Source organism: Flavobacterium yafengii, from assembly GCF_030010375.1.
Taxonomy (GTDB): domain Bacteria; phylum Bacteroidota; class Bacteroidia; order Flavobacteriales; family Flavobacteriaceae; genus Flavobacterium; species Flavobacterium yafengii.
In genome coordinates this window covers 1,409,500-1,433,837 of record NZ_JASCRY010000001.1, presented here as the reverse complement: position 1 = coordinate 1,433,837, position 24,338 = coordinate 1,409,500, and the positions used below count along the sequence as shown (strand labels likewise).

At 33.8% G+C, this 24,338-nt stretch carries 16 protein-coding genes; 14 read left to right on the top strand and 2 right to left on the bottom strand.

Annotation, left to right across the window (positions count from 1 at the left end; translation table 11 throughout):
• The first annotated feature begins 197 nt into the window (after positions 1-197).
• From QLS97_RS06265 to QLS97_RS06250, 4 genes are all read left to right on the top strand, one after another.
• A complete protein-coding gene (locus QLS97_RS06265; protein WP_282715066.1) occupies positions 198-719 on the top strand; it encodes a hypothetical protein in 522 nt (173 codons plus the stop codon).
• A 57-nt stretch (positions 720-776) separates the two neighbouring features.
• Entirely contained in the window at positions 777-1,001 is a 225-nt protein-coding gene (locus QLS97_RS06260; RefSeq protein WP_282715064.1) for a hypothetical protein, read from the top strand.
• A 10-nt stretch (positions 1,002-1,011) separates the two neighbouring features.
• On the top strand, positions 1,012-2,973 hold the full coding sequence (locus QLS97_RS06255) for a hypothetical protein (protein WP_282715062.1): 1,962 nt from the start codon (positions 1,012-1,014) through the stop codon (positions 2,971-2,973).
• A 480-nt stretch (positions 2,974-3,453) separates the two neighbouring features.
• On the top strand, positions 3,454-3,882 hold the full coding sequence (locus QLS97_RS06250; RefSeq protein WP_282715060.1) for a hypothetical protein: 429 nt from the start codon (positions 3,454-3,456) through the stop codon (positions 3,880-3,882).
• 302 nt (positions 3,883-4,184) lie between these two features.
• Here the strand turns inward: QLS97_RS06250 and QLS97_RS06245 are convergent, their stop codons facing one another.
• Positions 4,185-5,621, bottom strand: coding sequence for a glycosyltransferase family 2 protein (locus QLS97_RS06245; protein WP_282715058.1), 1,437 nt, complete (start codon positions 5,619-5,621; stop codon positions 4,185-4,187).
• 821 nt (positions 5,622-6,442) lie between these two features.
• Between QLS97_RS06245 and QLS97_RS06240 the strand changes: the two genes are divergently transcribed.
• The 10 genes from QLS97_RS06240 to QLS97_RS06195 all read left to right on the top strand — a co-directional run bounded on the left by QLS97_RS06240 (position 6,443) and on the right by QLS97_RS06195 (position 23,578).
• Positions 6,443-8,731, top strand: a complete 2,289-nt coding sequence (locus QLS97_RS06240; RefSeq protein ID WP_282715057.1) for a DNA topoisomerase 3 — start codon at positions 6,443-6,445, stop codon at positions 8,729-8,731.
• 141 nt (positions 8,732-8,872) lie between these two features.
• Positions 8,873-9,352, top strand: a complete 480-nt coding sequence (locus QLS97_RS06235; protein ID WP_282715055.1) for a DUF6265 family protein — start codon at positions 8,873-8,875, stop codon at positions 9,350-9,352.
• Positions 9,353-9,542: 190 nt separating this feature from the next.
• The gene (locus tag QLS97_RS06230) at positions 9,543-11,690 is read left to right on the top strand and encodes a TonB-dependent siderophore receptor (protein WP_282715053.1); all 2,148 of its coding nucleotides are present in this window, start codon (positions 9,543-9,545) and stop codon (positions 11,688-11,690) included.
• Between the two features lie 63 nt (positions 11,691-11,753).
• Positions 11,754-12,899: a PepSY-associated TM helix domain-containing protein gene (locus QLS97_RS06225; protein ID WP_282715051.1), complete on the top strand. Its 1,146-nt coding sequence runs from the start codon at positions 11,754-11,756 to the stop codon at positions 12,897-12,899.
• Positions 12,900-13,143: 244 nt separating this feature from the next.
• Positions 13,144-14,640, top strand: a complete 1,497-nt coding sequence (locus QLS97_RS06220) for an ankyrin repeat domain-containing protein (RefSeq protein WP_282715050.1) — start codon at positions 13,144-13,146, stop codon at positions 14,638-14,640.
• A 4-nt stretch (positions 14,641-14,644) separates the two neighbouring features.
• Positions 14,645-15,127 carry a DUF2271 domain-containing protein gene (locus tag QLS97_RS06215; RefSeq protein WP_282715049.1) on the top strand — a complete coding sequence of 161 codons (483 nt, stop codon included), beginning with the start codon at positions 14,645-14,647 and terminating at the stop codon, positions 15,125-15,127.
• 91 nt (positions 15,128-15,218) lie between these two features.
• Positions 15,219-17,417 (top strand): PepSY domain-containing protein, encoded by a 2,199-nt coding sequence (locus QLS97_RS06210; RefSeq protein ID WP_282715048.1) that lies wholly within the window; start codon positions 15,219-15,221, stop codon positions 17,415-17,417.
• Positions 17,418-17,659: 242 nt separating this feature from the next.
• Positions 17,660-18,661, top strand: coding sequence for an FAD:protein FMN transferase (locus QLS97_RS06205; RefSeq protein WP_282715047.1), 1,002 nt, complete (start codon positions 17,660-17,662; stop codon positions 18,659-18,661).
• Between the two features lie 456 nt (positions 18,662-19,117).
• Positions 19,118-21,334 (top strand): TonB-dependent siderophore receptor, encoded by a 2,217-nt coding sequence (locus QLS97_RS06200; protein WP_282715045.1) that lies wholly within the window; start codon positions 19,118-19,120, stop codon positions 21,332-21,334.
• Positions 21,335-21,673: 339 nt separating this feature from the next.
• Positions 21,674-23,578, top strand: a complete 1,905-nt coding sequence (locus QLS97_RS06195) for a S9 family peptidase (protein WP_282715043.1) — start codon at positions 21,674-21,676, stop codon at positions 23,576-23,578.
• 180 nt (positions 23,579-23,758) lie between these two features.
• Here the strand turns inward: QLS97_RS06195 and QLS97_RS06190 are convergent, their stop codons facing one another.
• Positions 23,759-24,136 (bottom strand): hypothetical protein, encoded by a 378-nt coding sequence (locus tag QLS97_RS06190; protein WP_282715040.1) that lies wholly within the window; start codon positions 24,134-24,136, stop codon positions 23,759-23,761.
• Between the last annotated feature and the right edge of the window lie 202 nt (positions 24,137-24,338).

Genomic DNA, 24,338 nt, shown 5'->3' with positions numbered 1-24,338 from the left:
TTTCCGTAAAATTGCTGAATCAAAAGGAGTTAGTTTTGAAAACGAAAGATAACTTAATATTTTTTTGTCCGTATTTTCGGAAGAAAGGTATATATTTGAAGGAAATAAACATTGATTTTTCTGACTAAACTAACGATATCCATATATTTTCAGGCATATAAAATTATATGTAACAAAGAACAAAATATAACAAAACCATGATAGAATTTAAAAATAACGAGTATATTGAAATTTACAATCCTGTGAAAAACAATTATGTACAAATTAGAATCTTGAATAAAAATGAAAATGGTTACAATGCTATACTACTTCCAAACTCTAAAGAAATTAAAATTTATGACTACCATCTAAATTATGGTTACAAAAAAAAATGGATTTCTGAAAATTTACTTAATAAATTGGGTTTTAAAAAGGAAGGATTCATCTATACTCTTGGAAATATTACGATTTGGGAATGTTTAATTGGAGAAATAAAAAAAATAAATGAACCTTATTATTTATATGAATATGAATCTAAATTTCTTGGTTTCGCTGTATTGAATAAAAACGAATTGAAAGAATTTAAAAAAGATTTTCATGAAATAGATTTTAATTCTACGATTCATAATATTAAGGAAAAGTATTTTTTTACGAATTCTATTAATGATGTTTTTAATCATTTACTAAAACATAATTTAAAAAAATATAATTACGAAGAATTTGACAAAATTATGTTTTAGTAAATAATCTAAAAAGTTACACAATAATCGCAACAACATTAACAAAAGAAAAAACATATGGTAAATCTTAAAAAATACAATTTTGAAATTAGAACTCTTAGAAGCATAGAAGACAAAAGCTCACCACATACCTTAATTAAATTTGAATTTTTAGCCAAAAATTTAAAATCCGCTGAAGATTATATGAATAGCCTAATTAAGCACTATGATCAAAACCAACCATACATTCCTAATTTCCCTTGGGAAACAACTCTACTTATTGAAACTACATATTTAAAATAAAATATTTTTTATGAAATCATCTTTCAAAACAGTTATCGTTTTTTTTATTTCTTTTTTTTGCTATTGTCAATCAGATCATTGTAGTTACAATACAGAAAAACTTCCAAATAATTATTATAGATATTTACAAGGTAATTTTGAAAATGACAATCAAATTGATAAAATCATATTTGATATCACAACATTGATTGGTTTAGAAAAAAATTTTGTTTACGTTAATAGTCCAGGAATTAATAATTGTGTAGCATTGAATTATGAAGGTTTCAGATATATCTTGTATGACAAGTCTTTTTTAAATAAGCTTTCACAAAATAAAAACATAAAGCAATCTGTCTATATTTCTGTTTTGGCTCACGAAATTGGTCATCACCTTCAAGGACATACTCTAAAAAACATTTCAGAAAATGATAATAAATTAAGTGAAATTGAAGCGGATAAATTTTCTGGTTTTGTTATGGCAAAATTTGGTTATTCATTAATGGAAGCTCAAGAAGCAATAAATAGTTTGCCACAAACATTTAGCAAAACACATCCAGACAAATTAAAAAGGTTATTAGCGATTAAAGAAGGCTACGAAATTACTACTAAAAAGCAAAATTATTTCATTTCTAAAATAAAATCAGAATTATTAAATACTCTTTTTGTTCAATATTATATGAAAGGACAAGAAGATTTAAGAAATAATAATATTGAAGATGCAATAGACAACTTTACAACATCAATAACATTAAATAAAGAAAATAATTTCTTTCCTATTGCATTAAGAGCAATAGCTTATTCAAAAGCTAAATTATATCCTCAAGCAATAAATGATTACAAAAAGTTAGAAAATATAAAGATCAATGACAGTTTAGCTATAGGAGATTTTTTATATTTTAATCGAGGAGTTACATTTGCAAAAATGGAAGATTTTTCAAAAGCTTCAAAAGACTTTTATAAGGCTTATGAACTAAACAAAAAAGACAAAATTGCTTTAATGAGATTTGCTGAAAGCCAAACTTTAAATAGAAATTATCAGTCTGCAAAATTAGCTTATGAATTTCAATTAACCGATGATGATATTAATAATTCCGAATTAGAAAAATTTTCTATCGGAGATGCTTTTTTTTACAAAGCATTATCATATTATGAAACTAACGATTTAGAATATTCAGAAAAATACTTTGAAGAAGCAAAAAAATTATTCCCAAAAGAATATCCAAGATTAGCTTTACCATATTTTTATTTAGGTAGAATTTTTGAAAAGAAACATAATTACGAAAAGGCTTTAGAACAATATTTGGCTTTTATAGAAATTAATAAAAGTGAACAAAATTACTTTATGTATGACATTAATTATGACAAAGCCAATGACGTTTATTTATCACTAGCAAATCTTTATCAACAAAAAGAAGACTATGATTTATCTACAAAATACATAAACACATTAATTGAGAGAAAACCAAAATTACCAAATTCATACATAACTAGAGGTTTGAATAATTATTACAAAAACAATTTAGAAAATGCAAAAAGTGATTTTTTAAAGAGTTGTGATTTAGGATCAAATGAAGGGTGCGAACTAATAGAAAAATTAAAAAATAAAACAATTCAAAAAGTTAAATTAAAAAGTTCTAATCATATAACTGGCGGTTATAAAACCAACAAAATTTTAGAATACACTTACAATTCTTTAACCAAAGAATATGATTTAACAAACGAATTGAATGTTCAATCGAAGTTATATTTTGATTTAGATAATTATGCTTTTAAAAGAGGCGAAAATAATTGGCTACATTCACCTTGGACTTATCAAAATTATGATGAAAGTTCACAAAGACATTTTTATTTAGATAACTATAGACAAACTATAACATTTGATAAAAATTACAAAAAAATTACTTGGTATACAAATGAAATTAATAATGTTTTCCAAAAAATTATAATCTACACCGAATTAATAGAAGACAAAACTATTAGACCAAATGAATAACCCAGCTCTGCGAAGTATAAATAAGTCGCAACAACAAAATATAATCGTGATTGCTCTGCGAAGTCTCACGACTTCGTAGCAATTCCAATAATCAACAAACACAGGAAATTAAAGGTTGCTAAAGTTAGAACGGCATATAGCAATGGGTACGAAGTCAGGAGACTTCGCTCAGCATGCTAATAATACTATTTTCATTTTCGAGAAGACTGCATATCTCACTGCCGCCCGCTCCACGAAGTATATATAAGTCGTAACAGCAAAATATAATTGTGATTGCTCTGCGAAGTCTCACGACTTCATAGCAATTCCAATAATCAATAAACACAGGAAAATAAAGGTTGCTAAAGTTAGAACGGCATATAGCAATGGGTACGAAGTCAGGAGACTTCGCACAGCAAGATGAAGTCGAGAGACTTTGTAAACACCTGCTCGACCCAACGCAACCAATCCCAAGCAGCAAAAAAGGTATAAAACATACCGATGAAACTACTACTTGCCACATTCCTTTTAATTTCCAACTTGACAGTATTCGCGCAATCAAATTCATTTGCTGGTGATTATAATCGTACACTTAATACGCCAGGAAATGATATGTTCGACTATAAATTAACTTTAAATCAAGATGGAACATTCCTATTTTATTATCATTCGAATATTAAAAACGGAATTCCACCCGAAGTAAATAAATACGGAAAAGGGAAATGGAGCGCGAAAGACAATGTGATTACTTTTTCTTCCAACAAACAAGAAGACTTTGATGAAAAATATACATTGGATTTTAATAATTCCAAGGCGAGATTTGTCACTAAAAATCCTAGAGATAAAACGGAGCGAATAATCAAGACCAAACTTACGTTTGTAGAGTCCGAAATTCCCTGGATGCAAAGACTGGATGTTTTTAAGATATAAATTCGCATTATAGCCCCGCTCACTGGTGTTCGTTTACAACCCGATTATCCATAATCGATAGCGCAGTTTTACAAACTGTGCCCGCAACAATGAGCAAATAAAATAATAGACCAACTGGATGGGATTGCTTCGATCCTCGTAATGACGCACTTGATGTGATTTTTTTTATAAACAGAAAATCAACTTTACAGGAATAAATTGTCAATCCGATTACTCTGACAAAAATGACTAAGCAAAAAAACGACTTGAAATATCCGCTACAATATTTCAAGTCGTTTTATATTTAATCCCTGAACAATGGCTTATTCTTTTTGAGATAAACCTCGCGTTAACCACCCACTTTTATTAGCCGTAAAAATAGCATAAGGCATGATCCAAAACAGACTAAAAGTATAAAAAACACTGTACGAATACGCCCAAAAGGATTCCAGAATTGAATATCGCTTAGCATAAAATAAAACAGGAAAACTGGATAAAATCAATATTCCTAATAGCGTAGAACTAATCAATAAAAGGGGATGTGTGAGGACAAGAAACACCATAAATAGCAGAAATGGAATAGCCATAATGATCTTTAGCGACTGATTTAAAAACAAAAGCCTGGTTCCAAATTTAGATCCATTTCTAAAATCCTTGAACACATATTTAGCCATCATAATATTTTCGCGAACATTACTTCTGCCCCATCGGATAAACATTTTATACAAACCGGTATATTCTTCCGGTACGTTAGTCAAAACCAATGCATTGCTTTGAAATAATACCTGAGACCCTTGTTTCAGGATCATATTTGTCATCGCTCGATCTTCACCAATATCCGAAGGTTTTCCCATAAAGGTTTGGTTAATCCATTCCGGAAGGCAAGCAAGAACTGCTGATTTACGATAAGCCGCTGCGGCTCCTGGAGTACATAAAACAGAACCTAAACTACTTTCTGCTGAACGTATGAATTCAAAACTCATTACAAAGCTGATATTCAACATTTTAGGCAATATAGCCTTTTGATTATTCAATACCTGAACATTTCCAGCAACAGCACCACATTCTTTATTGGTAACAAACGGACTCACAAGATTTCGCAAGGTATCTACTTTGACAATCGAATCACTATCTACTGTTACAAAAATCTCTCCAGTACCCATTTCAAATCCACGATTTAATGCCTGACGTTTTCCTTGATTTTTAGGTTGCTGATAAATGGACAAACGGTCTCCTAATCTCAATTTTGCTTCCTGCATCCAATACCACGTATCATCTTTACTACCATCATCAATGGCTAATAACTGCAATTTATGTTCCGGATAGTCGCTAGCAGCTAAGCTAATCAAGGTATTCCAAACCAATTTTCCCTCATTATAGGCAGGAACAATTACGGTACAAGTAGGCAATAATTCGTCCGTAACGGATTTGATAGGTTTATAGGCTAGATAGTGATATAGGTTGTATATAAAAACACTTCCATAAAAGAAAAATAATACAGTGGTTAGAATCAAAAATGAAATTCCCCACGCAGAATTGACTCTGTCAATATGTAAGGCTTCAAAATCAGATTGTAAATTATAAACTAAAAACGCTCCCGCTATCAGTAATAAAAAAGTACCAATCAGCACTAAAGCAGCTAATGGACTACTGTTTCTCTTAAATCCTATTTTTAATGACCTGAAATTAATTCGAAAAATAGAACTGATATCAGGGCTGGGGGAATAAAATTGTTTTAAAATACTCGTTTCACTTTTCATAATTGTACTACTAAAAATTATAGGCTATTGGTTTATTAAAATCTCATTATTCATTTTTAATTTACTTATAGCTTACACCAATAAATATTACTATACAATGAACAGGAGAATTATACAGTTCGATTTAGCAATACTTGTTCCAAGATCCCTTTAAAATGATAATCAGCTCATTACGAAAAACTCAGAAAAAAAAAGTGAGTAATTATTACACAATTGAAATTTATTTACACAACCATTTCCCCACTGGCGCTCGTTCAATGTTATTAAGTTAAGCTGTTTTAACCGTCACTTCGAGTAATTTTGAACATTAATGCGAAAGCTTTACTATTTAAAATTGTATCGAGAAGCCTTCAAAACAGCTTAACTTAATGACATTGGGCGCTCGTTTGCAACGAGTTTCAATTGTAATTTAGAGCATAACCGCAGCGTGTATAAAGTGTGTACTTTACCTGTAAATAACGTTCCTCACAGAAAGAGGAACGAGTAAAACAATAGACTTTGTGCCTGGCAATGAATTAACCGGTCTCATCCTGCCAATCCCAGCTATCAAGAGCGTTTACTAGAAAAATCTGTTTCTAATATTTAAAGATTTTTTTCTTTCGTTATTATGAAACCAAAACGAAATCTTTAGCCCTGATGGAAGTGGCATCCTCGTAGCGTAGCGTAGAGATACAGCGGACAGCAGGAAGTTTCATCCTTGAAAAACTATTCGTTCTGCTCCTAAAAAACAGCAAACCCTACCCGTTCATAACTCCTAAAGATTTCTTTTTAATACCAATTTCTAAATTCCTAATTTGCGGCTTCAAAATCAGTAGGAGAAAATGAAGGTCTGTATTGCCGAGAAACCAAGTGTAGCACGCGAAATCGCATCCGTTTTAGGAGCCAATACCAAGCACGACGGGTATTACGAAGGCAATGGTTATCAGGTAACGTACACTTTTGGGCATTTATGCACCTTGAAAGAACCGAACGATTATAAGCCCCACTGGAAAAGTTGGGATTTGAACAACCTGCCCATGCTTCCCGACAAATTTGAGACCAAAGTGGTGGAAAATTCGGGTATTCAAAAGCAATTCAAAATCATAAAAAGCCTATTCGACAAAGCGACCTTGGTCATCAACTGCGGGGATGCCGGGCAAGAGGGAGAACTCATTCAGCGCTGGGTCATGAACGAAGCCCAGTACAAAGGCGAGGTACAACGCTTATGGATTTCATCCCTGACCACAGAAGCCATCAAAGAAGGTTTTGAGAACTTGAAACCATCCGCCAATTACGATAATTTATACTATGCAGGATTTTCCAGAGCCATTGGCGACTGGTTACTCGGTATGAATGCTACCCGTTTGTACACCGTAAAACACGGCGGATACAAACAAGTATTGTCTATCGGTCGAGTACAAACCCCAACTTTGGCCATGGTCGTGGACCGATTCAAAGAGATTGAGAATTTCAAGCCGCAACCGTATTGGGAATTACAAACTTTATATCGAGAGACGCTTTTTAGTTATGAGGAAGGACGCTTTTTGAAAAAGGAAGATGGAGAGATTTTAGCCAATAAAGTCAAGGAAAGTGAATTCGAAATTGTCTCTGTCGAAAAAAAGAATGGTAATGAGTTTGCACCAAAACTATTTGATTTAACAGGATTACAAGTGTATTGCAATACCAAATTTGGCTTTACGGCAGATGAAACGCTTAAAATTGTCCAGACTTTGTACGAACAAAAAGTAGTCACGTATCCCAGAGTCGACACCACGTTTTTGCCGAATGATATTTATCCAAAAGTACCCGGAATTCTGAAAAACTTGACGAATTATGCGGCGTTGACGCAACCACTTTTGGAAAAAAAGATTAAAAAATCGACCAAAGTTTTCAATGATAAAAAAGTTACGGATCACCACGCGATTATTCCAACGGGGATTCAAACCAACTTGCAATACAATCAGCAGCAAGTGTATGACATAATTACCAAGCGATTTATTGCCGTATTTTATGACGATTGTTTGGTTGCCAATACTACCGTTATCGGGAAAGCTGCCGATGTAGCTTTCAAAACCACCGGAAAAGAAATCTTAAAAAAAGGCTTTAGAATAGTTTTTGAAGACCCAAACGCCAAAGAAAAAGAAGCCGATATATTACCGAGTTTTGTTGTAGGTGAAAAAGGCCCACACGAACCTTCGTTTTTAGAAAAGGAAACCAAACCACCCAATCAATTTACGGAAGCCACCTTATTACGCGCAATGGAAACTGCGGGCAAGCAGGTCGATGATGAAGATTTACGCGAATTGATGAAAGAAAACGGCATTGGTCGTCCTTCAACACGAGCCAATATTATTGAAACTCTTTTCAGACGGCAATACATCGTAAGAAACAAAAAACAGGTTTTGCCAACACCAACTGGGATTCAGCTTATTGATACGATTCAAAATGACTTGGTAAAGTCGGCAGAATTGACGGGTTCCTGGGAAAAGCAATTGAAAGATATTGAAAAAGGAACCTTTACCGCCGCCGCGTTTATTAAGAACATGAAAAATATGGTAGAAGTTTTGGTGTATGAAGTACGCAGTGAAACCAGACGCGCCAATATCTCGCATGCAGGAAGCATTCAGAAAGAAGTCGCTAAAGTGGAGAAAAAGAAAGCAGCAGGAATTTTGGCGGAAGCCTGCCCTAAATGCAAAAAAGCGACACTTATCAAAGGAAAATCTTCGTATGGTTGTGCAGATTATAAAACGGGTTGCACGTTTTTATTGCCCTATAGTTTTGCAGAGAAAAAAATATCAGAGAACCAATACTTACGATTACTACAAAAAGGATCTACTGTAAATTTGAAAGACTTTAAAACCGATGCCGGTATTGTGGAAGGTTTACTTCGCTTTGATGAAAATTTCAAGCTTAAATTAGAGCCTAAGAAAACTTTGGCGAAAGCCATTCCGGACGAATTAATCTGTCCGAAATGTCAAAAAGGAACTGTTCTCAAGGGGAAAACCGCTTATGGTTGCAGCGATTATAAATTGGGTTGTGATTTTAAAGTGACTTTTGATGTGGTTCGAGCGAAACTAAAAGATCAAAAACCCACGAAAGAATTGGTTTATACTATTTTGAAAGAAAGCTAAAATAATTGCTGATTTCTGATTTGAGGTCAATAAATATTAGATTTTCGATTTAAGAGGTCTACAATATCTGAAATCAAAAATCTTTCTATTTTATTTTTTCATACTTTAGCTTATTCAAAATAAAACTTAATATTTACACTAATGTTTCAAAAAACAACTCTTATACTACTTTTGTTAGCCATTGTTTCCTGCAAAAATTCTGATTCAAATAAAAACGAAAAAATCAAGGCGGCAAGTTGGCTTTTGGGGAATTGGGAAAACAAATCAGCCGATGGTAATCTAACGGAAAATTGGGAGAAAGTGAACGACAGCACCTATCAAGCACAATCCTATTACATTAAAGAAAAAGATACGTTACATTTTGAATCAATCACATTACAACAAAAAGGAGAAAACTTAACGTATACTGCAACCGTAAAAGGTCAAAATAATGACAAACCAGTTGCTTTCAAATTAACAATCGGAACAGAGAAACAATTGGCTTTTGAAAATCTGAAACACGACTATCCTCAAAAAATTAGTTATACCCAAATTACTCCAGACAGTTTGGCAGCTAAAATTTCGGGAATCCAACAAGGAAAACCCAGTTCAGAACAGTTTTCGATGAAAAAAATCAAATAAAACTTTAACATTTCTGTTATAATCAAAACCTTGCTCTAAATAAGTAAGGTTTTTTTATGCTGTTAAAATACTGACTTTCAAATTACTGAAAATTATTTTTTAATATTATTTATATTTAGTCTAAATAAGTTTTGTTAAAACAAAAAGCACTATTATATTTGCAATTATTATTTTTAATTAATCTAAATAAATGAAGTCGATACATACATTTTACCTGTCCGTTTTATTAATTGGTATAACAGCTAGCGCTCAAGAAAAAAAAGAGCAAGAAAAAGATTCTGTTAAAACCCTGAAAGAAGTTATTGTTAACACCAACAAATTCAAGTACAAAAGAGAAAAAAGCACTACAGTTTCTAAAATGCCTTTGAACAATATTGAAAATCCTCAAGTGTACAATACTGTTACCAGCGAATTATTGAAAGAGCAATTGGTAACCAATTTTAATGATGCTTTAAAAAATGCAACTGGTATAACGCGTCTTTGGGAATCAACCGGACGTGGCGGCGATGGAGCAGAATATTTTTCTATGAGAGGTTTTGCCGTTCAGCCCACAATGATTAATGGACTTCCGGGAATCAATAATGGAAGTATCGATCCTGCAAATGTGGATAATATTGAAGTAATAAAAGGGCCATCAGGAACATTATTTGGAAGCAGTTTGATTTCTTACGGAGGTTTAATAAACACTGTGACTAAAAAACCATACTCAACATTTGGTGGAGAAATAAGTTACCTATCAGGATCCTATGGATTAGACCGAATTACAGCCGATGTAAACCTACCTTTAAATAAAGATGTTGCCGTACGAATAAATACTGCATATCAAAAAGAGAATTCGTTTCAAGATGCAGGTTTTGGCAAATCATTTTTCTTTGCGCCTTCGTTGAGTTATAAAGTAAACGATAAACTTTCGTTCTTAATCAATACAGAATTTACTAACAGAAATTCTGCTAATGCGCCCATGCTTTTCTTGAGCAGATATTCTGCTCTATCGTTTAATTCAATCGAATTATTCGAAAGAAATTATAAAAAATCGTTTACTTCCAACGAATTATCAATCAGCAATCCAACCTATAGTTTACAGGCTCAAATGTTTTATAAGCTTTCTGATCAATGGACTTCTCAAACAGTATTGTCCAGAAGTAACAGCAAAACCAGCGGGTATTATTCGTATTTATTTGATGCTTCAAACGGAAATGATTTTTCAAGATCCATTTCTAAAAGAAACGGAGAAACTTTGGCGACTGATATTCAGCAGAATTTCATTGGAGACTTTAAAATTGGAAGTTTAAGAAACCGATTGGTCGCAGGTGTCGATTATTATAAATCAAATATTATAAACGGAGGTACTGGTTGGGTTGGAAATGGAATAGTTTCCTTAGTCGATGGATCTGATACCGGAGATTTGACCCAAGCGGGAGTTGATAATCTTTTAGTAGGTTCGTTTGAAGGAAATTCAACTGCTGAAGTTGAAGTAATTAGTGCTTATGCTTCGGATGTGCTGAATATTACCGATAAATTATCTGCCATGGCGAGTTTGAGAATTGATCATTTCAAATCTACAACGGCAGACGAAGAAAACAGTCAAGCGGCCGTTTCTCCAAAATTTGGCCTGGTTTATATGCTTATTAAAGATAAAGTTTCTGTCTTTTCAAATTATATGAATGGCTTTGTAAATGTAACTCCAAGACAAGTTTCTGAAGTGGATGGTTCTAATCCGAGAATGGAATCTTTTGACCCGGAGCAAGCCAATCAATATGAAGTTGGATTAAAAACAAACTTATACAAGGATATTATTTCGGCATCGATTAGCTATTACAACATTGATGTAAAAAATAGAATAATGACTGATCCCAATAATATCAACAACTCCATTCAAGGCGGCGAAGTAAACAGTAAAGGAGTCGAGGTGAGTTTTACGGCAAATCCAGTCAAAGGATTTAACATCATTGCAGGATTCAGTAACAATAAAAGTGAAGTCACAAAAGACAATCCCGGAGATGGTTATTTAGGATTAAGACCTGAAGAAGCAGGACCGGAAACCTTAGTTAATTTCTGGGCTAATTACACGTTGACTTCAGGAAAATTAAAAGGTTTCGGAATAGGATTTGGTGGAAATTATGCCAGCGAATACAAAACATTGAACAGAGCGAATATAGGAACCTTTGCCTTACCAAGTTATACCGTTTTAAATTCAGCATTATCGTATTCGAGTGATAAATTCAACATCTCATTGAAATTAAATAATGCTTTAAACGAAAAATATTATTCAGGATGGTCTACTGTAACACCTCAGCGTTTGAGAAGTGTAACAGCAGGTTTAACCTATAAATTTTAAGTTTCATAATTGGTTTTGTTTCACTAAACTCCTCATTTCGGTGGGGAGTTTTATCCTTTTTAAATGAAAAATAATAACTTCAAAAAAGCAACTCGAAAAATCCATCTTTGGCTTGGTTTGTCCTCTGGTTTAATTGTTTTTATAATCGCCATCACGGGATGTTTGTATGCCTTTCAAGAGGAAATACAAAACATCACAGAAGAATATCGTTTTGTGGAAACACAAAATAAATCTTTTCTACCTCCATCTCAGTTGGAAACCATCGCCAGAAAAGAAGTTCCTAATAAGGTGCTTCACGCCATCAAATACAACGAAAAAAATAATTCTGTTGAGGCTATATTTTTTCATTACGAACCCAGTTATCATTATACGACTTACCTTAATCCTTACACGGGAAAAGTGCTGAAAACGATCAATAATGAGGAAGGTTTTTTTCCATTTATACTCGAAGGGCATTTCTATCTTTGGCTGCCACATCAAATTGGGCAAACTGTTGTGGCATCAGCGACAATAGTATTTCTGATAATGTTGATTTCGGGATTAATTCTTTGGTATCCAAAAAATAAAAGTGCAGCAAAACAACGCTTTTGGTTCAAATGGAAAAAAGGAACGAAATGGAAAAGAAAAAATTATGACTTACATAATGTCACCGGTTTTTACATCTTGATAATCGGAATTATTTTCGCCATTACAGGATTAGTATGGGGATTTCAATGGTTTGCGTATTCGTATTATAAAGTATCCGGTGGTGAAAAATCATTATTATATGAAGAACCGCTTTCGAAAAAAAACCAGAAAACCGCAACTACTTCAACCGTAAAACCATTAGATGCCGTTTGGCTTCAAATGCAAAAAGAATATCCATTGGCTAAATCAATTGAAATTCATCCGCCTGAAACGAATCTATCACCGATAGCCGCAAATGCGAATAGCGACAAAGGAACGTATTGGAAAATTGACTATCGGTATTTTGATCAATACAGTTTGAAAGAGATGCCTGTTTCCCATATTTGGGGCAGAAAAACAGCGGATAAAGTTGCCGATAACCTCATGAAAATGAATTATGACATTCACACGGGAGCCATATTAGGATTACCCGGAAAAATATTCGCCTGTTTATTTAGTTTACTCATTGCAAGTCTACCAATATCCGGATGCTACATTTGGTGGGGACGAAATAAAAAAAAGACAAACACAACAAAAGCTTAGGCATAAATCGATATAAAAAAGCAAAGTTGAATAATTTAAAGCAATTGCATTAAACCTTTCAATTCTTTTTATATCTAAATAGTGCAAACAAGCATAAAAAAACAATAAAAATTTTATTTAATGGCATAAATAATAATTGGTATTATGCTATTTATTTTTACATTTGCGTTATTTTTATTTATTCTAAATAACTAAATTAAACAAACACACATCCTCTATTAATAAGAACCTTGATAAAAAATTTATGAAAAAGAATCTTTTTATTTCTTTTGCTTTAGTCGCTACTTTATTTGTTAGTGCGCAGCAAAAAAACACCCTTTTGGAGCAATCTTTTTGGAAAACAACACCAGATGTAAATGCGGTTAAAGCAGAAATAGCAAAAGGAAACAGCCCATCAGCATCAACCCCAAATGCTTTTGATGTAACCGTTATGGCAATTAATAATGATGCGCCTACAGCAACAATACAATTCTTACTGGAGCAACCCGGGAATGAAGTCAGCAAATTGACACACGACAATCGTATTTATTTACACTGGGCCGCCAATAAAGGAAATGTAGCAATTGTAGAATACCTTATTAGCAAAGGGGCTGATCTTAATCTAGAAGACAGCAAAGGAGAAACTCCGCTAACCTTTGCAGCTGTTGGAAGTCAAAGCAATACCGCACTGTATGATGCCTTTTTTAAAGCTGGAACTGATCCTAAGAAAAAATACAAAGACGGTGTCAACCTGTTATTAATGGCGATCGCATCCGACAAAAACCTAGCGCTTACTACCTATTTCACCACTAAAGGAATGTCAATTAAGGATACTGATAGTGACGGCAACACAGCTTTTAATTACGCTGCAAAATCAGGCAACCTACCATTATTAAAATCCCTATTAGAAAAAGGAGTAAAATATACTGACAATGCACTGCTGTTTGCAGCACAAGGTTCCCGTAGAGATGTGACTTCTCTTGAAACCTACAAATATTTAGTTGAAGATTTAAAAATCAAACCAACTGCTACGAGCAAATCGGGTGAAACGGTGCTTCATTTATTGGCAAGCAAAGCCAACCAAACCGAAATTATCAACTATTTTTTGTCCAAAGGCGTAGATGCTAATAAAGCCAGTAACGAGGGAAATACGGCATTAATGGCGGCTGCTTCAGCTAGAGATATTGCAGTATTAGAACTGTTATTACCAATAGTAAAAAACAACAATGTTCAAAATCTAAAAGGAGAATCGGCATTGACAATAGCTGTAAAAGCAGGAATTCCTGAGGCTATAAAAGTACTTTTAAACAAAGGAGCTGATGCAAAAGTACTGGACAAAGAAGGAAACAATTTAGGGTATTACCTGATTCAATCCTACAGACCATCAGGTCGCGGACCAGAGGCAACCACTCAAGATCCTTTTGAGACTAAAATAAAATTACTTCAGGATAAAGGTTTAAACTTGGGCACTCCTCAAAAAGACGGGAATACATTATATCATTTCGCTATAATTAAAAACGACTTGGCTTTATTGAAAAAAATCGCCGCTTTAAACATCGATATCAATACCAAAAACAAAGATGGTTTAACAGCGTTGCACAAAGCAGCTATGATTTCTAAAGACGATGCTATTTTGAAATACCTAGTGTCTATTGGTGCCAAAAAAGAAATTACCACTGATTTTTACGAAAGTGCCTACGCCTTAGCAAAAGAAAATGAATCTTTAACAAAAAATAACGTATCTCTAGAATTTTTAAAATAATCGTATGAAATCAATACTAAAATTCGGTCTGATAGCTGTGCTACTATGCTTTTTATCGTTTCAAGCTGCCGCACAAACCAGTAAATATAAATGCATGCTCCAAATGTCAAATTACATGGGAGAAGGCGCTTATATTGTAGTTTCACTTGTAAACGCAAAAGGCGAATATGTGAAAACACTATATGTAATGGGTGACGATAAAAAATGGTACAAAACCATAAAAGAATGGCACAAATTCTACTCTAAAAAACCAGAAAACATAAGTGCAAAAACGGGAGCTTCCGTAACTGGCGGCGACCGCAGCATCACCACAATTGAAATTGAAGATGCTAAAATCAACAAGGGATTTAAATTGCGCTTTGAAACAGCGGTAGAAGATCATAAATATTATACCGCTGATTTAGAAATTCCGCTCACAACCGAAGGAATTGCTGCAAAAACAGAAGGTAAAGGCTATATTCGCTACGTAAGATTAAACAAAATATAAAATAAACAGCTTTCACATTAAACCAAATAAGTCATATAAGCTTTTACAAAACGTAAAACTTATATGACTTATATGTTAAAATTTATTATCAATGACTCTTTCTTTTTGGCGTTACTCACACTTGGCCTTGGCTGTATTTTCTACAGCATTTTTAGTATTGGCATCGGTAACTGGCGTTATACTTGCAGTCGATGCAATACAGGAGAAAACACCGCCCTACCGAGTAGAAAATTTCGAAAAAATAACATTTGAAAAAACTTTACCTGTACTAAAAAAAGCGTATCCTGAAATAACGGAATTGAGTGTTGACCACAATCAATTTGTGACGCTGCAAGGTATTGATCAGGAAGACAATGATGTCAACGCTTACATCGACCCAAGAACTGGAAAAACATTAGGAGAACCCATCAAAAAAAGTGAGTTTATCCAATGGACAACAGCGCTCCATCGTTCTTTATTCCTTAAAGAAACAGGGCGTTTTTTTGTTGGTTTTATTTCCTTTTTGTTAGCATTGATTTCCATTTCGGGTTTTGCTTTGATACTAAACCGCCAAAGAAGTCTTCGCAGTTTATTTTCTAAAATTGTAAAAGAAAATTTTGCCCAATATTACCATATTTTTTTAGGACGATTATCGCTGATTCCGATTCTGATTATTGCACTTTCCGGAACCTATTTAACCCTGGAAAAGTTTAATTTTTTCCTTGAAAAAACAGATTCTGAAGAAAAAACTGAAATGACTGTAACTGCGCCTATTGCAAAAAAAGGTGCTGCTACTTCTTTTTTTAAAAATACGCTTCTGGCTGATGTTCAAAAAATTGAATTCCCTTTTTCGGATGATCCCGAGGAATATTATATCATTACATTAAAAGATCGAGAAATCGAAGTCAACCAGATTACCGGAGCAATTGTAAGCGAAACTCCTTTTCCGTTGCAAACTTTAGTATCGGACTGGAGTCTTGATTTGCATACTGGGAGAGCAAGTATTTTATGGGCCATAATTTTAGGAATCGCGAGTTTAAATATTCTCTTTTTTATCTACTCGGGTTTTGCCATGACGTTAAAACGAAGAGCGAGTCGCATTAAAAACAAGTACAAAGCCGAAGACAGCGCATTCATATTGTTGGTTGGTTCCGAAAATGGAAGTTCATTACTATTTGCCAATGCTATTCAGAAACAATTGCTTGCCAACGGAAAAAAAGTCTTTCTTACCGAATTGAATAATTATTCGGTTTATCCAAAAGCAGAACATCTTATCGTATTTACTTCAACCCACGGGTTAGGCGATGCCCCTTCTAATGGAAGTAAATTTACAGCATTGGTCAACAAAACTAAACAACAGCAAAAAATCAATATTTCTGTAGTCGGTTTTGGGTCGAAAGCGTATCCAGATTTTTGCGGTTTTGCCCGTGAAATTGATACCGTATTGGAAAAACAGAGTTGGGCAGAACGCTTGTTAGAATTACAAACCGTAAATGACAAATCAGCAGAAGAATTTGTAGGTTGGGTGAAATTATGGAGTGCCAAAACAGGAATTCCACTTTCGGCTACTCCATCCTTATACAATGAAGTTCCAAAAGGTTTACAAAAGCTGACGGTACTCGATAAAACTGCCATTTCTGATACGGAACATACTTTTTTACTCACATTACGAGCTAGTATGAGCGCTAAATTTACGTCGGGTGACCTCTTGGCTATTTATCCTGCAAACGACAACCAAGAACGCCTCTACTCCATCGGAAATCATAACGGCAACATACAATTAGTGGTAAAACTGCATCCTTCTGGTTTGGGTTCAGGCTATTTATATGCTGTTGAAAAAGGCTCTGTTTTCAAAGCGCGAATTATTAAAAATCTCTCTTTTCACTTCCCGAAAAAAGCATCTAAAGTAGCGTTGATTTCAAATGGAACCGGTATTGCTCCCTTCCTGGGAATGATGGAACAAAATAAGAAAAAAACCGAAATTCATTTGTATTGTGGCTTTCGAAAAGCAACTGAAACTGTTTTAGGGTATGAAAAATTTGCTGCTGAAATGATCCAAAAACAGCATCTTAAAAGTTTTCATGTAGCATTATCTCGCGAAGCGAACCATCACTATGTAATGGATCTAATCAAACGAGATGCTGGTTTTTTTATGGATTTACTGTCACAAGGAGGCGTTGTAATGATTTGCGGTTCGCTTGCGATGCAAAAGGACGTGGAAGCGGCTCTTGATGCGCTCTGTCTTGCAAGAGCAACTATGGGAATTGCAGACTATAAAGCTAATGGACAAGTGCTGACGGATTGTTATTAAGTCCTCTCCCCAGCCCTCTCCAAAGGAGAGGGAGGCGAAACTGGATAAAATTATAATAATACTTTTTGTGTAAATATTAATGAATTGCATATTGCTATGCGTGAGTGATGGCAGTGGAGCTCTTTTTATGAGAGGCTTTTTTTGCCTCTCATAAAAAAGCGGGAACGTACAGCACGACCCGTAGTCTCGTCTTTTGGGACGAGACGGAGGGTCACGCCCAAATTATTTTAACACTGAATTTTATGTCTAGAAAATACTTCTTTTTGCTGATTGCGATACTTTTTGTGAGTCAAGGAAGTTATGCACAAATCGTACGAAAAAGAACCACCTTACTTATGGGCGGTCGATTTGACATTACCATCGTTGCCAAAGATTCATTATTGGCAGAACAAAACATAGATGCTGTTATTGCAGAAATTACACGAATCGAAAATTTGATATCCGACTGGAAACCGGACTCACAGCTATCTGAAGTGAACCAAAATGCGGGTATTCGTCCTGTGAAAGTAGATAGAGAAGTTTTTGAATTAACGCAAAGAGCGATTCGGTTTTCTGAAATTACTAATGGCGGTTTTGATATCAGCTTTGCAGCAATGGATAAAATCTGGAAATTTGACGGTTCCATGACAGCGATGCCTTCGGCGGAAGCCATTCGGAAATCGGTTGAAAAAGTGGGCTATAAAAACATAATTTTGGATAGTGTTCAATCCACCATTTTTCTAAAACTAAAAGGGATGAAAATTGGTTTTGGCGCTTTGGGAGAAGGATATGCCACCGATAAATGCCGGGATATGATGCTTGCAAAAGGTATCAAAGCCGGGATTATAAACGGATCGGGTGATATGAGTACGTGGGGAAAACAGCCCAATGGAAAGAATTGGAATATCGGCATTACGAATCCTTTTCATCCTGAAAAACTTCTGGCTGTTGTTCCATTAAAACAAGATGCGGTAACCACTTCAGGCAGCTATGAGAAATTTGTTGTGTTTGATAGCAAACGCTATTCACACATTATCAATCCGGCAACGGGTTATCCCGCTACAGGATTATGTAGTGTGACGGTTTTTGGACCAAATGCTGAAACGGCGAATGGCTTGAGTACTTCCTTAATGGTTTTAGGAAAAACAGCAGGACTGCTTCTGCTCAACAAATACCCTGATTATAGTTGCGTCATGATTACTGATAATGGAAAAGTTGTGCAATCAAAAAACTTCCGAATGAAGAAATTTAAGGCACGACTTTAATTCTTCTAAGCTTAAACTTCCGAAATTAAATACTATTTCTACAAAAACAAATTTCGTATTTGTGGTCAGAAATGGTTAATTAGAATACCCCTACTTTAATACAAATTTCACAAATCAAGCATTTCTATTAAAAATCCGCAGCACAAAAAATGCCCTCCTCAGCGCTAGTATTTGGATTACTCCTTTAACAAAATTTAACATAAAAGATCTTCAAACTACTTTTGGAGATAAAATCAGATAATTAATAGGCTCAAAAAACCAATTTTAACCAGACAAAGGTCAAAAAAAGGAAATTATCTACAAAAAAAATCAATTTTAAAAAACATAAAAATCTAAAAAACAAATAGTTAAATATATTTTTAATTTTCATTAATATTTAATCTAAATAAATTTTGCAAATCAATACTTCAGTTTTATATTTGCATCGTTATTTTTAATTATTCCAAATAAACAATCATGAAATATATTTTACTTCCAACTTTAACACTTTTATTTAGCCTATCGTGTTTAGCACAAGAATCAGCAAATGCTTCTGGTGATAAAAATTATGATGAAACTATTTCTTCAGAATTTGATACTATAAAAAACAAAAAAGGAGGAATACTTAAAGAAGTTATTATTACAGCCAATAAAGAGAAAAAGCCAGTTTCTGCATTGAGATCAGGTTTAAAACCAATGGATACTCCACAAAGTGTACAAGTTATTGGATCTGAAATTATAGCGCAACAACAAAGTATTCGTTTGAGTGAGGTACTGAAAAATGCAAATGGTGTATATGTAGGTTCCGCACGTGGTGGCGCTCAAGAATCCTTTTATTCAAGAGGATATGATATGTCAGCTAACAACATGTTTAAAAATGGTTTTCGTTACAATGGAGGGTCAATGCCTGAAGTTTCTTCTTTAGATAAAGTAGAATTCTTAAAAGGTAGTGCGGCTTTATTATTTGGAAACGTAGCACCTGGAGGAATTTTAAATTTAGTTACCAAAACACCTTCTTTCAAAAGTGGGGGAGAAATTTCTATGCAAGCAGGGAGTTTTGCTTATTATAAACCATCGGTTGATTTTTACGGACCATTAAATAAACATATTGCATATCGTTTTACAGGTTCATATGAAAATTCAGAAAGCTTTAGAGATGTTGTAAAAAACGAACGTTTATACATCAACCCCTCTTTCCTTTTTAATGTAAGTGATAAAACTCAAATTACGGTACAAGGAGATTACTTGAAAAGCAATTGGACACCAGATTTTGGAACTGGAGTAATTGGAAAAGAAATTGTAGAGGTACCTCGTAGTAACTATTATGGTGCACTTTGGTCAAATGGAGAAACAAAATCAGCAAGTGCTTCCGCATTACTTAATCACAGTTTCAATGACAACTGGAAATTAAATTTCAATGCTTCTTTTCAAAATTTCGATAGAGAATCAAAAGCTACAGAACGTATTGTAATATCTCCAACAGCTAATCCTTATGGAAATTTCAATAGACCATTAGGACAGAATAAAGGTACCGAACAAATTTTTGGAGATCAATTAAGCATACAAGGAAACTTCAACACCGGAAAAATAAAACATCAATTATTTACAGGTGTAGATTTTGAAAACTCTTTCGCACAAGCGTATACGTTTGCTTTTAGTCCTGCCAATTATGATACAGTAAATATCTTTACTTTCGACCCTGCAACACAGCGAATGGATGAGCCAAATTCTACACTTACCCGAATAGTAAGCACTGATACAAACCGTTTTGGGGTTTATGCACAAGATTTGATTTCATTTACAGAAAAAATTAAGCTTTTAGCGGGTATTCGTTGGTCTTGGCAAGAAGCAGAAGTAATCAACAACAGCTTGACAACTCAAGCTCCAATACGTAAAGATGAGGCATTCTCTCCAAAATTTGGATTAGTGTATCAACCAACAAAAGAGATGTCTTTGTTTGCCAGCTACTCTAACTCATTTACACCAAATACTGGAACAACAGTTGATTTAAAACCAATAAAACCCTCAATCATAGACCAATATGAAGCAGGTATTAAAAAAGATTTCTGGAGAGGTATTTTGAGTACAAATATTACTGCGTACCAAATCACAAACAGCAATTTGGCACAAACAGCAGAATTTAAAGCTGATGGATCAAACAATACTGATACTACTATAAAAGTCTTGAACGGAGAAACTACTAGCAAAGGAATTGAAATTGATATTACTGCCAGACCTACTGAAGGCTTAAACATTATTGCCGGTTACAGCTACAACGATATGCGTTATACCAAAACATCAGGATTAAACGGAAGTACTATTGAAGGAGATCGTGTGGTAAGAACTCCAGCTAATACCGCTAATTTAAGCTTTTTCTATACCTTGCCAGCCGGAGCATTAAAAGGTGTTTCTTTTGGAGCAATCGGGAACTACATTGGTGACCGTCTTGGAGGTTGGAATAATCTAGTAGTAATTAATCCTAATACTGGAGCTCAAACAATCAATGACAGAGAAATTCCAATGAGTGGTTATACTACAATCGATGTTTCTGCAGGTTATACTTGGAAAAAAATCTCAATCTTATGTAGGTTGTCAAATATTACAAATGAGTTGAATTATACGGTACACGAAAACTACAGTATCAATCCAATTGCACCGCGTCAAATATTGACAAGTTTAAAATATAAATTCTAAAACTTAAGTTTGGTTTTATTTCATTGAAAACTTTTTCTGCCAATTTCATTTTTTTGAAAAGCAGAAAAAGTTTTTGTTATTTTAACAAACTAAAAAGTGTGTTTATAAAAGAATAAAAACACGATTCCCTCATTGAATTAAAAATCATAAAAAAATAAAATTGAGAAATTTACACCGCGATTTAGGCTGTTTTTATTGGGGTAAAATTTAAATTAAGAAATAAAATTCAAAAACCTCGTTTAGAAATGGACAGGGTTTTCTATTTTTCATCAAACCACTATTTTTTTCATATATTTGATAGTAATAACTGATATATAATGACTTAACAAATTTTAAATTATGAAAAAAACATCTATTTTATTTGGGGCTTTATTAATCATGGTACTTTCATCATGTAAGGATGAGAAAAAAAAGGAAGAAGCACGTTTGCCTGAACAGTATGATTTGGAAGATTTTTACAACACCAAATCGATAAGTGCATCAGGGTTTAATAACGATGAAACTAAAATTCTAATAAACAACAACACAACCGGAATCTACAATGCGTATGAGTTATCCATTGCTGATACTACCTCTATAGCATTGACAAAGTCAATTAAAGAAAGTATTTATACTGTAGATTATTTACCTGGAAGTTCTAAATTCATTTATTCGGCAGATGAAGGAGGAAATGAAAATTATCATTTATTTCTAATGGATCGAAAAAGTAATACTCCAAAAGATATTACTCCTTGGACAAATAGTGCCAATAGCTTTATTGGCTGGAGCCAAGACAAAAAGAGCATGTATATAAATAGTAATAAGCGAGACGTAAAGTATTTTGATATTTTAAAATTAGACTCTCTAACTTGGAAACCAACAATTTTGTACCAAAATGAATCCGGTTTAACCCCATCAGTAATCAGTAAAACGGAACGCTATATAGCACTTACCAAAGAAATTACTACGGATAAAAACGAAATGTATTTATACGATAGCAAAACCAAAACTACTAAACGTCTCAGTAACGACAAAGAAGCCAACTGGAGTCCGATGGCTTTTGAAAAAAATGACAGCATTTTTTATTATACCAGTAATGAGGATAAAGAATTCAGTTCGTTACTCAAATATAATATCAATACTGGGAAATCAGAAGAAATATTCAAAGATAAATGGGATGTAATGTACATGTCTTTAAGCGAAAAGGAAAAATACCATATTATTTTTGTGAACAATGACGGAAAAAATAAAGTACTCCTTTTTGAACATGCTACCGGAAAACCGCTGAAATTACCTGACTTTGACGATGGTGATGTCATAAATGTAATCATTTCCAACAGCGAAAATAAATTATTGCTGACAGTAGGAAGCAGTACCAGCTCGCCAAACCTATATCTTTATGATATTCCTTCCAAAAAACTAAAACAACTGACTTCCACTCTAAGTAAAAAAATTAATCAGGACGACCTTGCAAAAGCCGAAGTGATTCGATTCAAATCTTTTGATGGGAAAGAAATTCCGGCTATTTATTATAAGCCTTTACAAGCTTCTAAAAGCAATAAAGTTCCGGCGTTAATCTGGGTACACGGCGGACCAGGCGGACAAAGTCGTATTGGATATTCAAACACCATACAATACCTTGTTAATAAAGGATATGCAGTTTTGGCGGTAAACAATCGTGGCAGTAGTGGGTATGGAAAAACATTTTACAAAATGGATAATAAAGATCACAGTAACGGAGATCTGAAAGACTGTATTTGGGGCAAAAAGTGGCTAACAGAACAGGATTATATTGACCCGAATGCTATTGGTATTTATGGTGGAAGCTATGGTGGCTGTATGGTTTTAGGCGCATTAGCATTTCATCCCGAAGAATTTAAAGTAGGTGTAGATTTATTTGGTGTTGCCAATTGGCCCAGAACATTAAAAAGTATTCCTCCTTATTGGGAATCATTCCGCAAAGCGCTCTATGATGAAATGGGTGATCCGTATACTGCTGATAGTATTCGATTGAAAAAAATATCGCCATTATACAATTACGATAAAATAAACAAACCATTACTTGTTTTCCAAGGCGCTAATGATGTAAGAGTATTGCCTGTAGAAAGTGATGAAATTGTAGAAGGAGTAAAGAAAAATGGAGTGCCGGTTCAATATGTAGTATATCCAGATGAAGGGCATGGATTTCAAAAAAAGGAAAACCAAATTGCGACAACAAAAACCACCTTACTCTTCTTGGATAAATACCTAAAATCTAAGAAATAGAAATAATTAAGTAAGTTCAAAAAAAAATCCATCTCGTTATAAATGAGATGGATTTTTTTTTATGTAAACCTTCTGAGTCTATCATTATTAGTTCAATACTTATATCTAAGGGAAATTTCGTGAATTGCAACCCATTTACATTAAGGATATATTGAAGCGGCGAATAATTTAATAAAAAGTTTAATTTATTTGAATGCCGTTCTTTTCAAGTAATTCAAAAAGAGCGATACTTTGATTTGGTTCATATTTTTCTACACCGCTTTGATACCATTTTGCTATCAAATTCATCTGATGTGAAGTATAGCCTTCGGTATCTATACTTAAGCCCAATAAACCAGCCATAAGAAAATCTTCGAGAATTTTATTAGTGACAATACATTGTGGAATCCCATCACTAATACATCCGTTCATCCTCTCATAATCTGATCTTCCAGAATCAAATCCAGCAATAAAAGCTTCATTCCTTTTTGCATAATTAAATTCCAAAAATGGATTCAAACCAATTGAATACCCTTCAAAATAATGTTGTCTATACCCTGGACTAAATATTTTCTTCATTTCTATACTAAAGCATTAATTGAAAATCTCATTACAAACATATTAACAATATTTCAGTAAGTGCACAAAAATCGTTTAAAGGAGAAAATACTCTTTAAATCACAATACAAGTGACGTTTATCGATGAAAAATTGTCAAATTACAATGAAACACAACTATTCTGCTCTTTACCAAAAAAAAAATTATGTATTTAATTTTTCAA

Excerpts from the sequence above, each read along its gene's own strand:
- QLS97_RS06265 (WP_282715066.1), top strand. The coding sequence starts at position 198 with ATGATAGAATTTAAAAATAACGAGTATATTGAAATTTACAATCCTGTG.
- QLS97_RS06260 (WP_282715064.1), top strand. The coding sequence starts at position 777 with ATGGTAAATCTTAAAAAATACAATTTTGAAATTAGAACTCTTAGAAGC.
- QLS97_RS06255 (WP_282715062.1), top strand. The coding sequence starts at position 1,012 with ATGAAATCATCTTTCAAAACAGTTATCGTTTTTTTTATTTCTTTTTTT.
- QLS97_RS06250 (WP_282715060.1), top strand. The coding sequence starts at position 3,454 with ATGAAACTACTACTTGCCACATTCCTTTTAATTTCCAACTTGACAGTA.
- QLS97_RS06245 (WP_282715058.1), bottom strand. The coding sequence starts at position 5,621 with ATGAAAAGTGAAACGAGTATTTTAAAACAATTTTATTCCCCCAGCCCT.
- QLS97_RS06240 (WP_282715057.1), top strand. The coding sequence starts at position 6,443 with ATGAAGGTCTGTATTGCCGAGAAACCAAGTGTAGCACGCGAAATCGCA.
- QLS97_RS06235 (WP_282715055.1), top strand. The coding sequence starts at position 8,873 with ATGTTTCAAAAAACAACTCTTATACTACTTTTGTTAGCCATTGTTTCC.
- QLS97_RS06230 (WP_282715053.1), top strand. The coding sequence starts at position 9,543 with ATGAAGTCGATACATACATTTTACCTGTCCGTTTTATTAATTGGTATA.
- QLS97_RS06225 (WP_282715051.1), top strand. The coding sequence starts at position 11,754 with ATGAAAAATAATAACTTCAAAAAAGCAACTCGAAAAATCCATCTTTGG.
- QLS97_RS06220 (WP_282715050.1), top strand. The coding sequence starts at position 13,144 with ATGAAAAAGAATCTTTTTATTTCTTTTGCTTTAGTCGCTACTTTATTT.
- QLS97_RS06215 (WP_282715049.1), top strand. The coding sequence starts at position 14,645 with ATGAAATCAATACTAAAATTCGGTCTGATAGCTGTGCTACTATGCTTT.
- QLS97_RS06210 (WP_282715048.1), top strand. The coding sequence starts at position 15,219 with ATGACTCTTTCTTTTTGGCGTTACTCACACTTGGCCTTGGCTGTATTT.
- QLS97_RS06205 (WP_282715047.1), top strand. The coding sequence starts at position 17,660 with ATGTCTAGAAAATACTTCTTTTTGCTGATTGCGATACTTTTTGTGAGT.
- QLS97_RS06200 (WP_282715045.1), top strand. The coding sequence starts at position 19,118 with ATGAAATATATTTTACTTCCAACTTTAACACTTTTATTTAGCCTATCG.
- QLS97_RS06195 (WP_282715043.1), top strand. The coding sequence starts at position 21,674 with ATGAAAAAAACATCTATTTTATTTGGGGCTTTATTAATCATGGTACTT.
- QLS97_RS06190 (WP_282715040.1), bottom strand. The coding sequence starts at position 24,136 with ATGAAGAAAATATTTAGTCCAGGGTATAGACAACATTATTTTGAAGGG.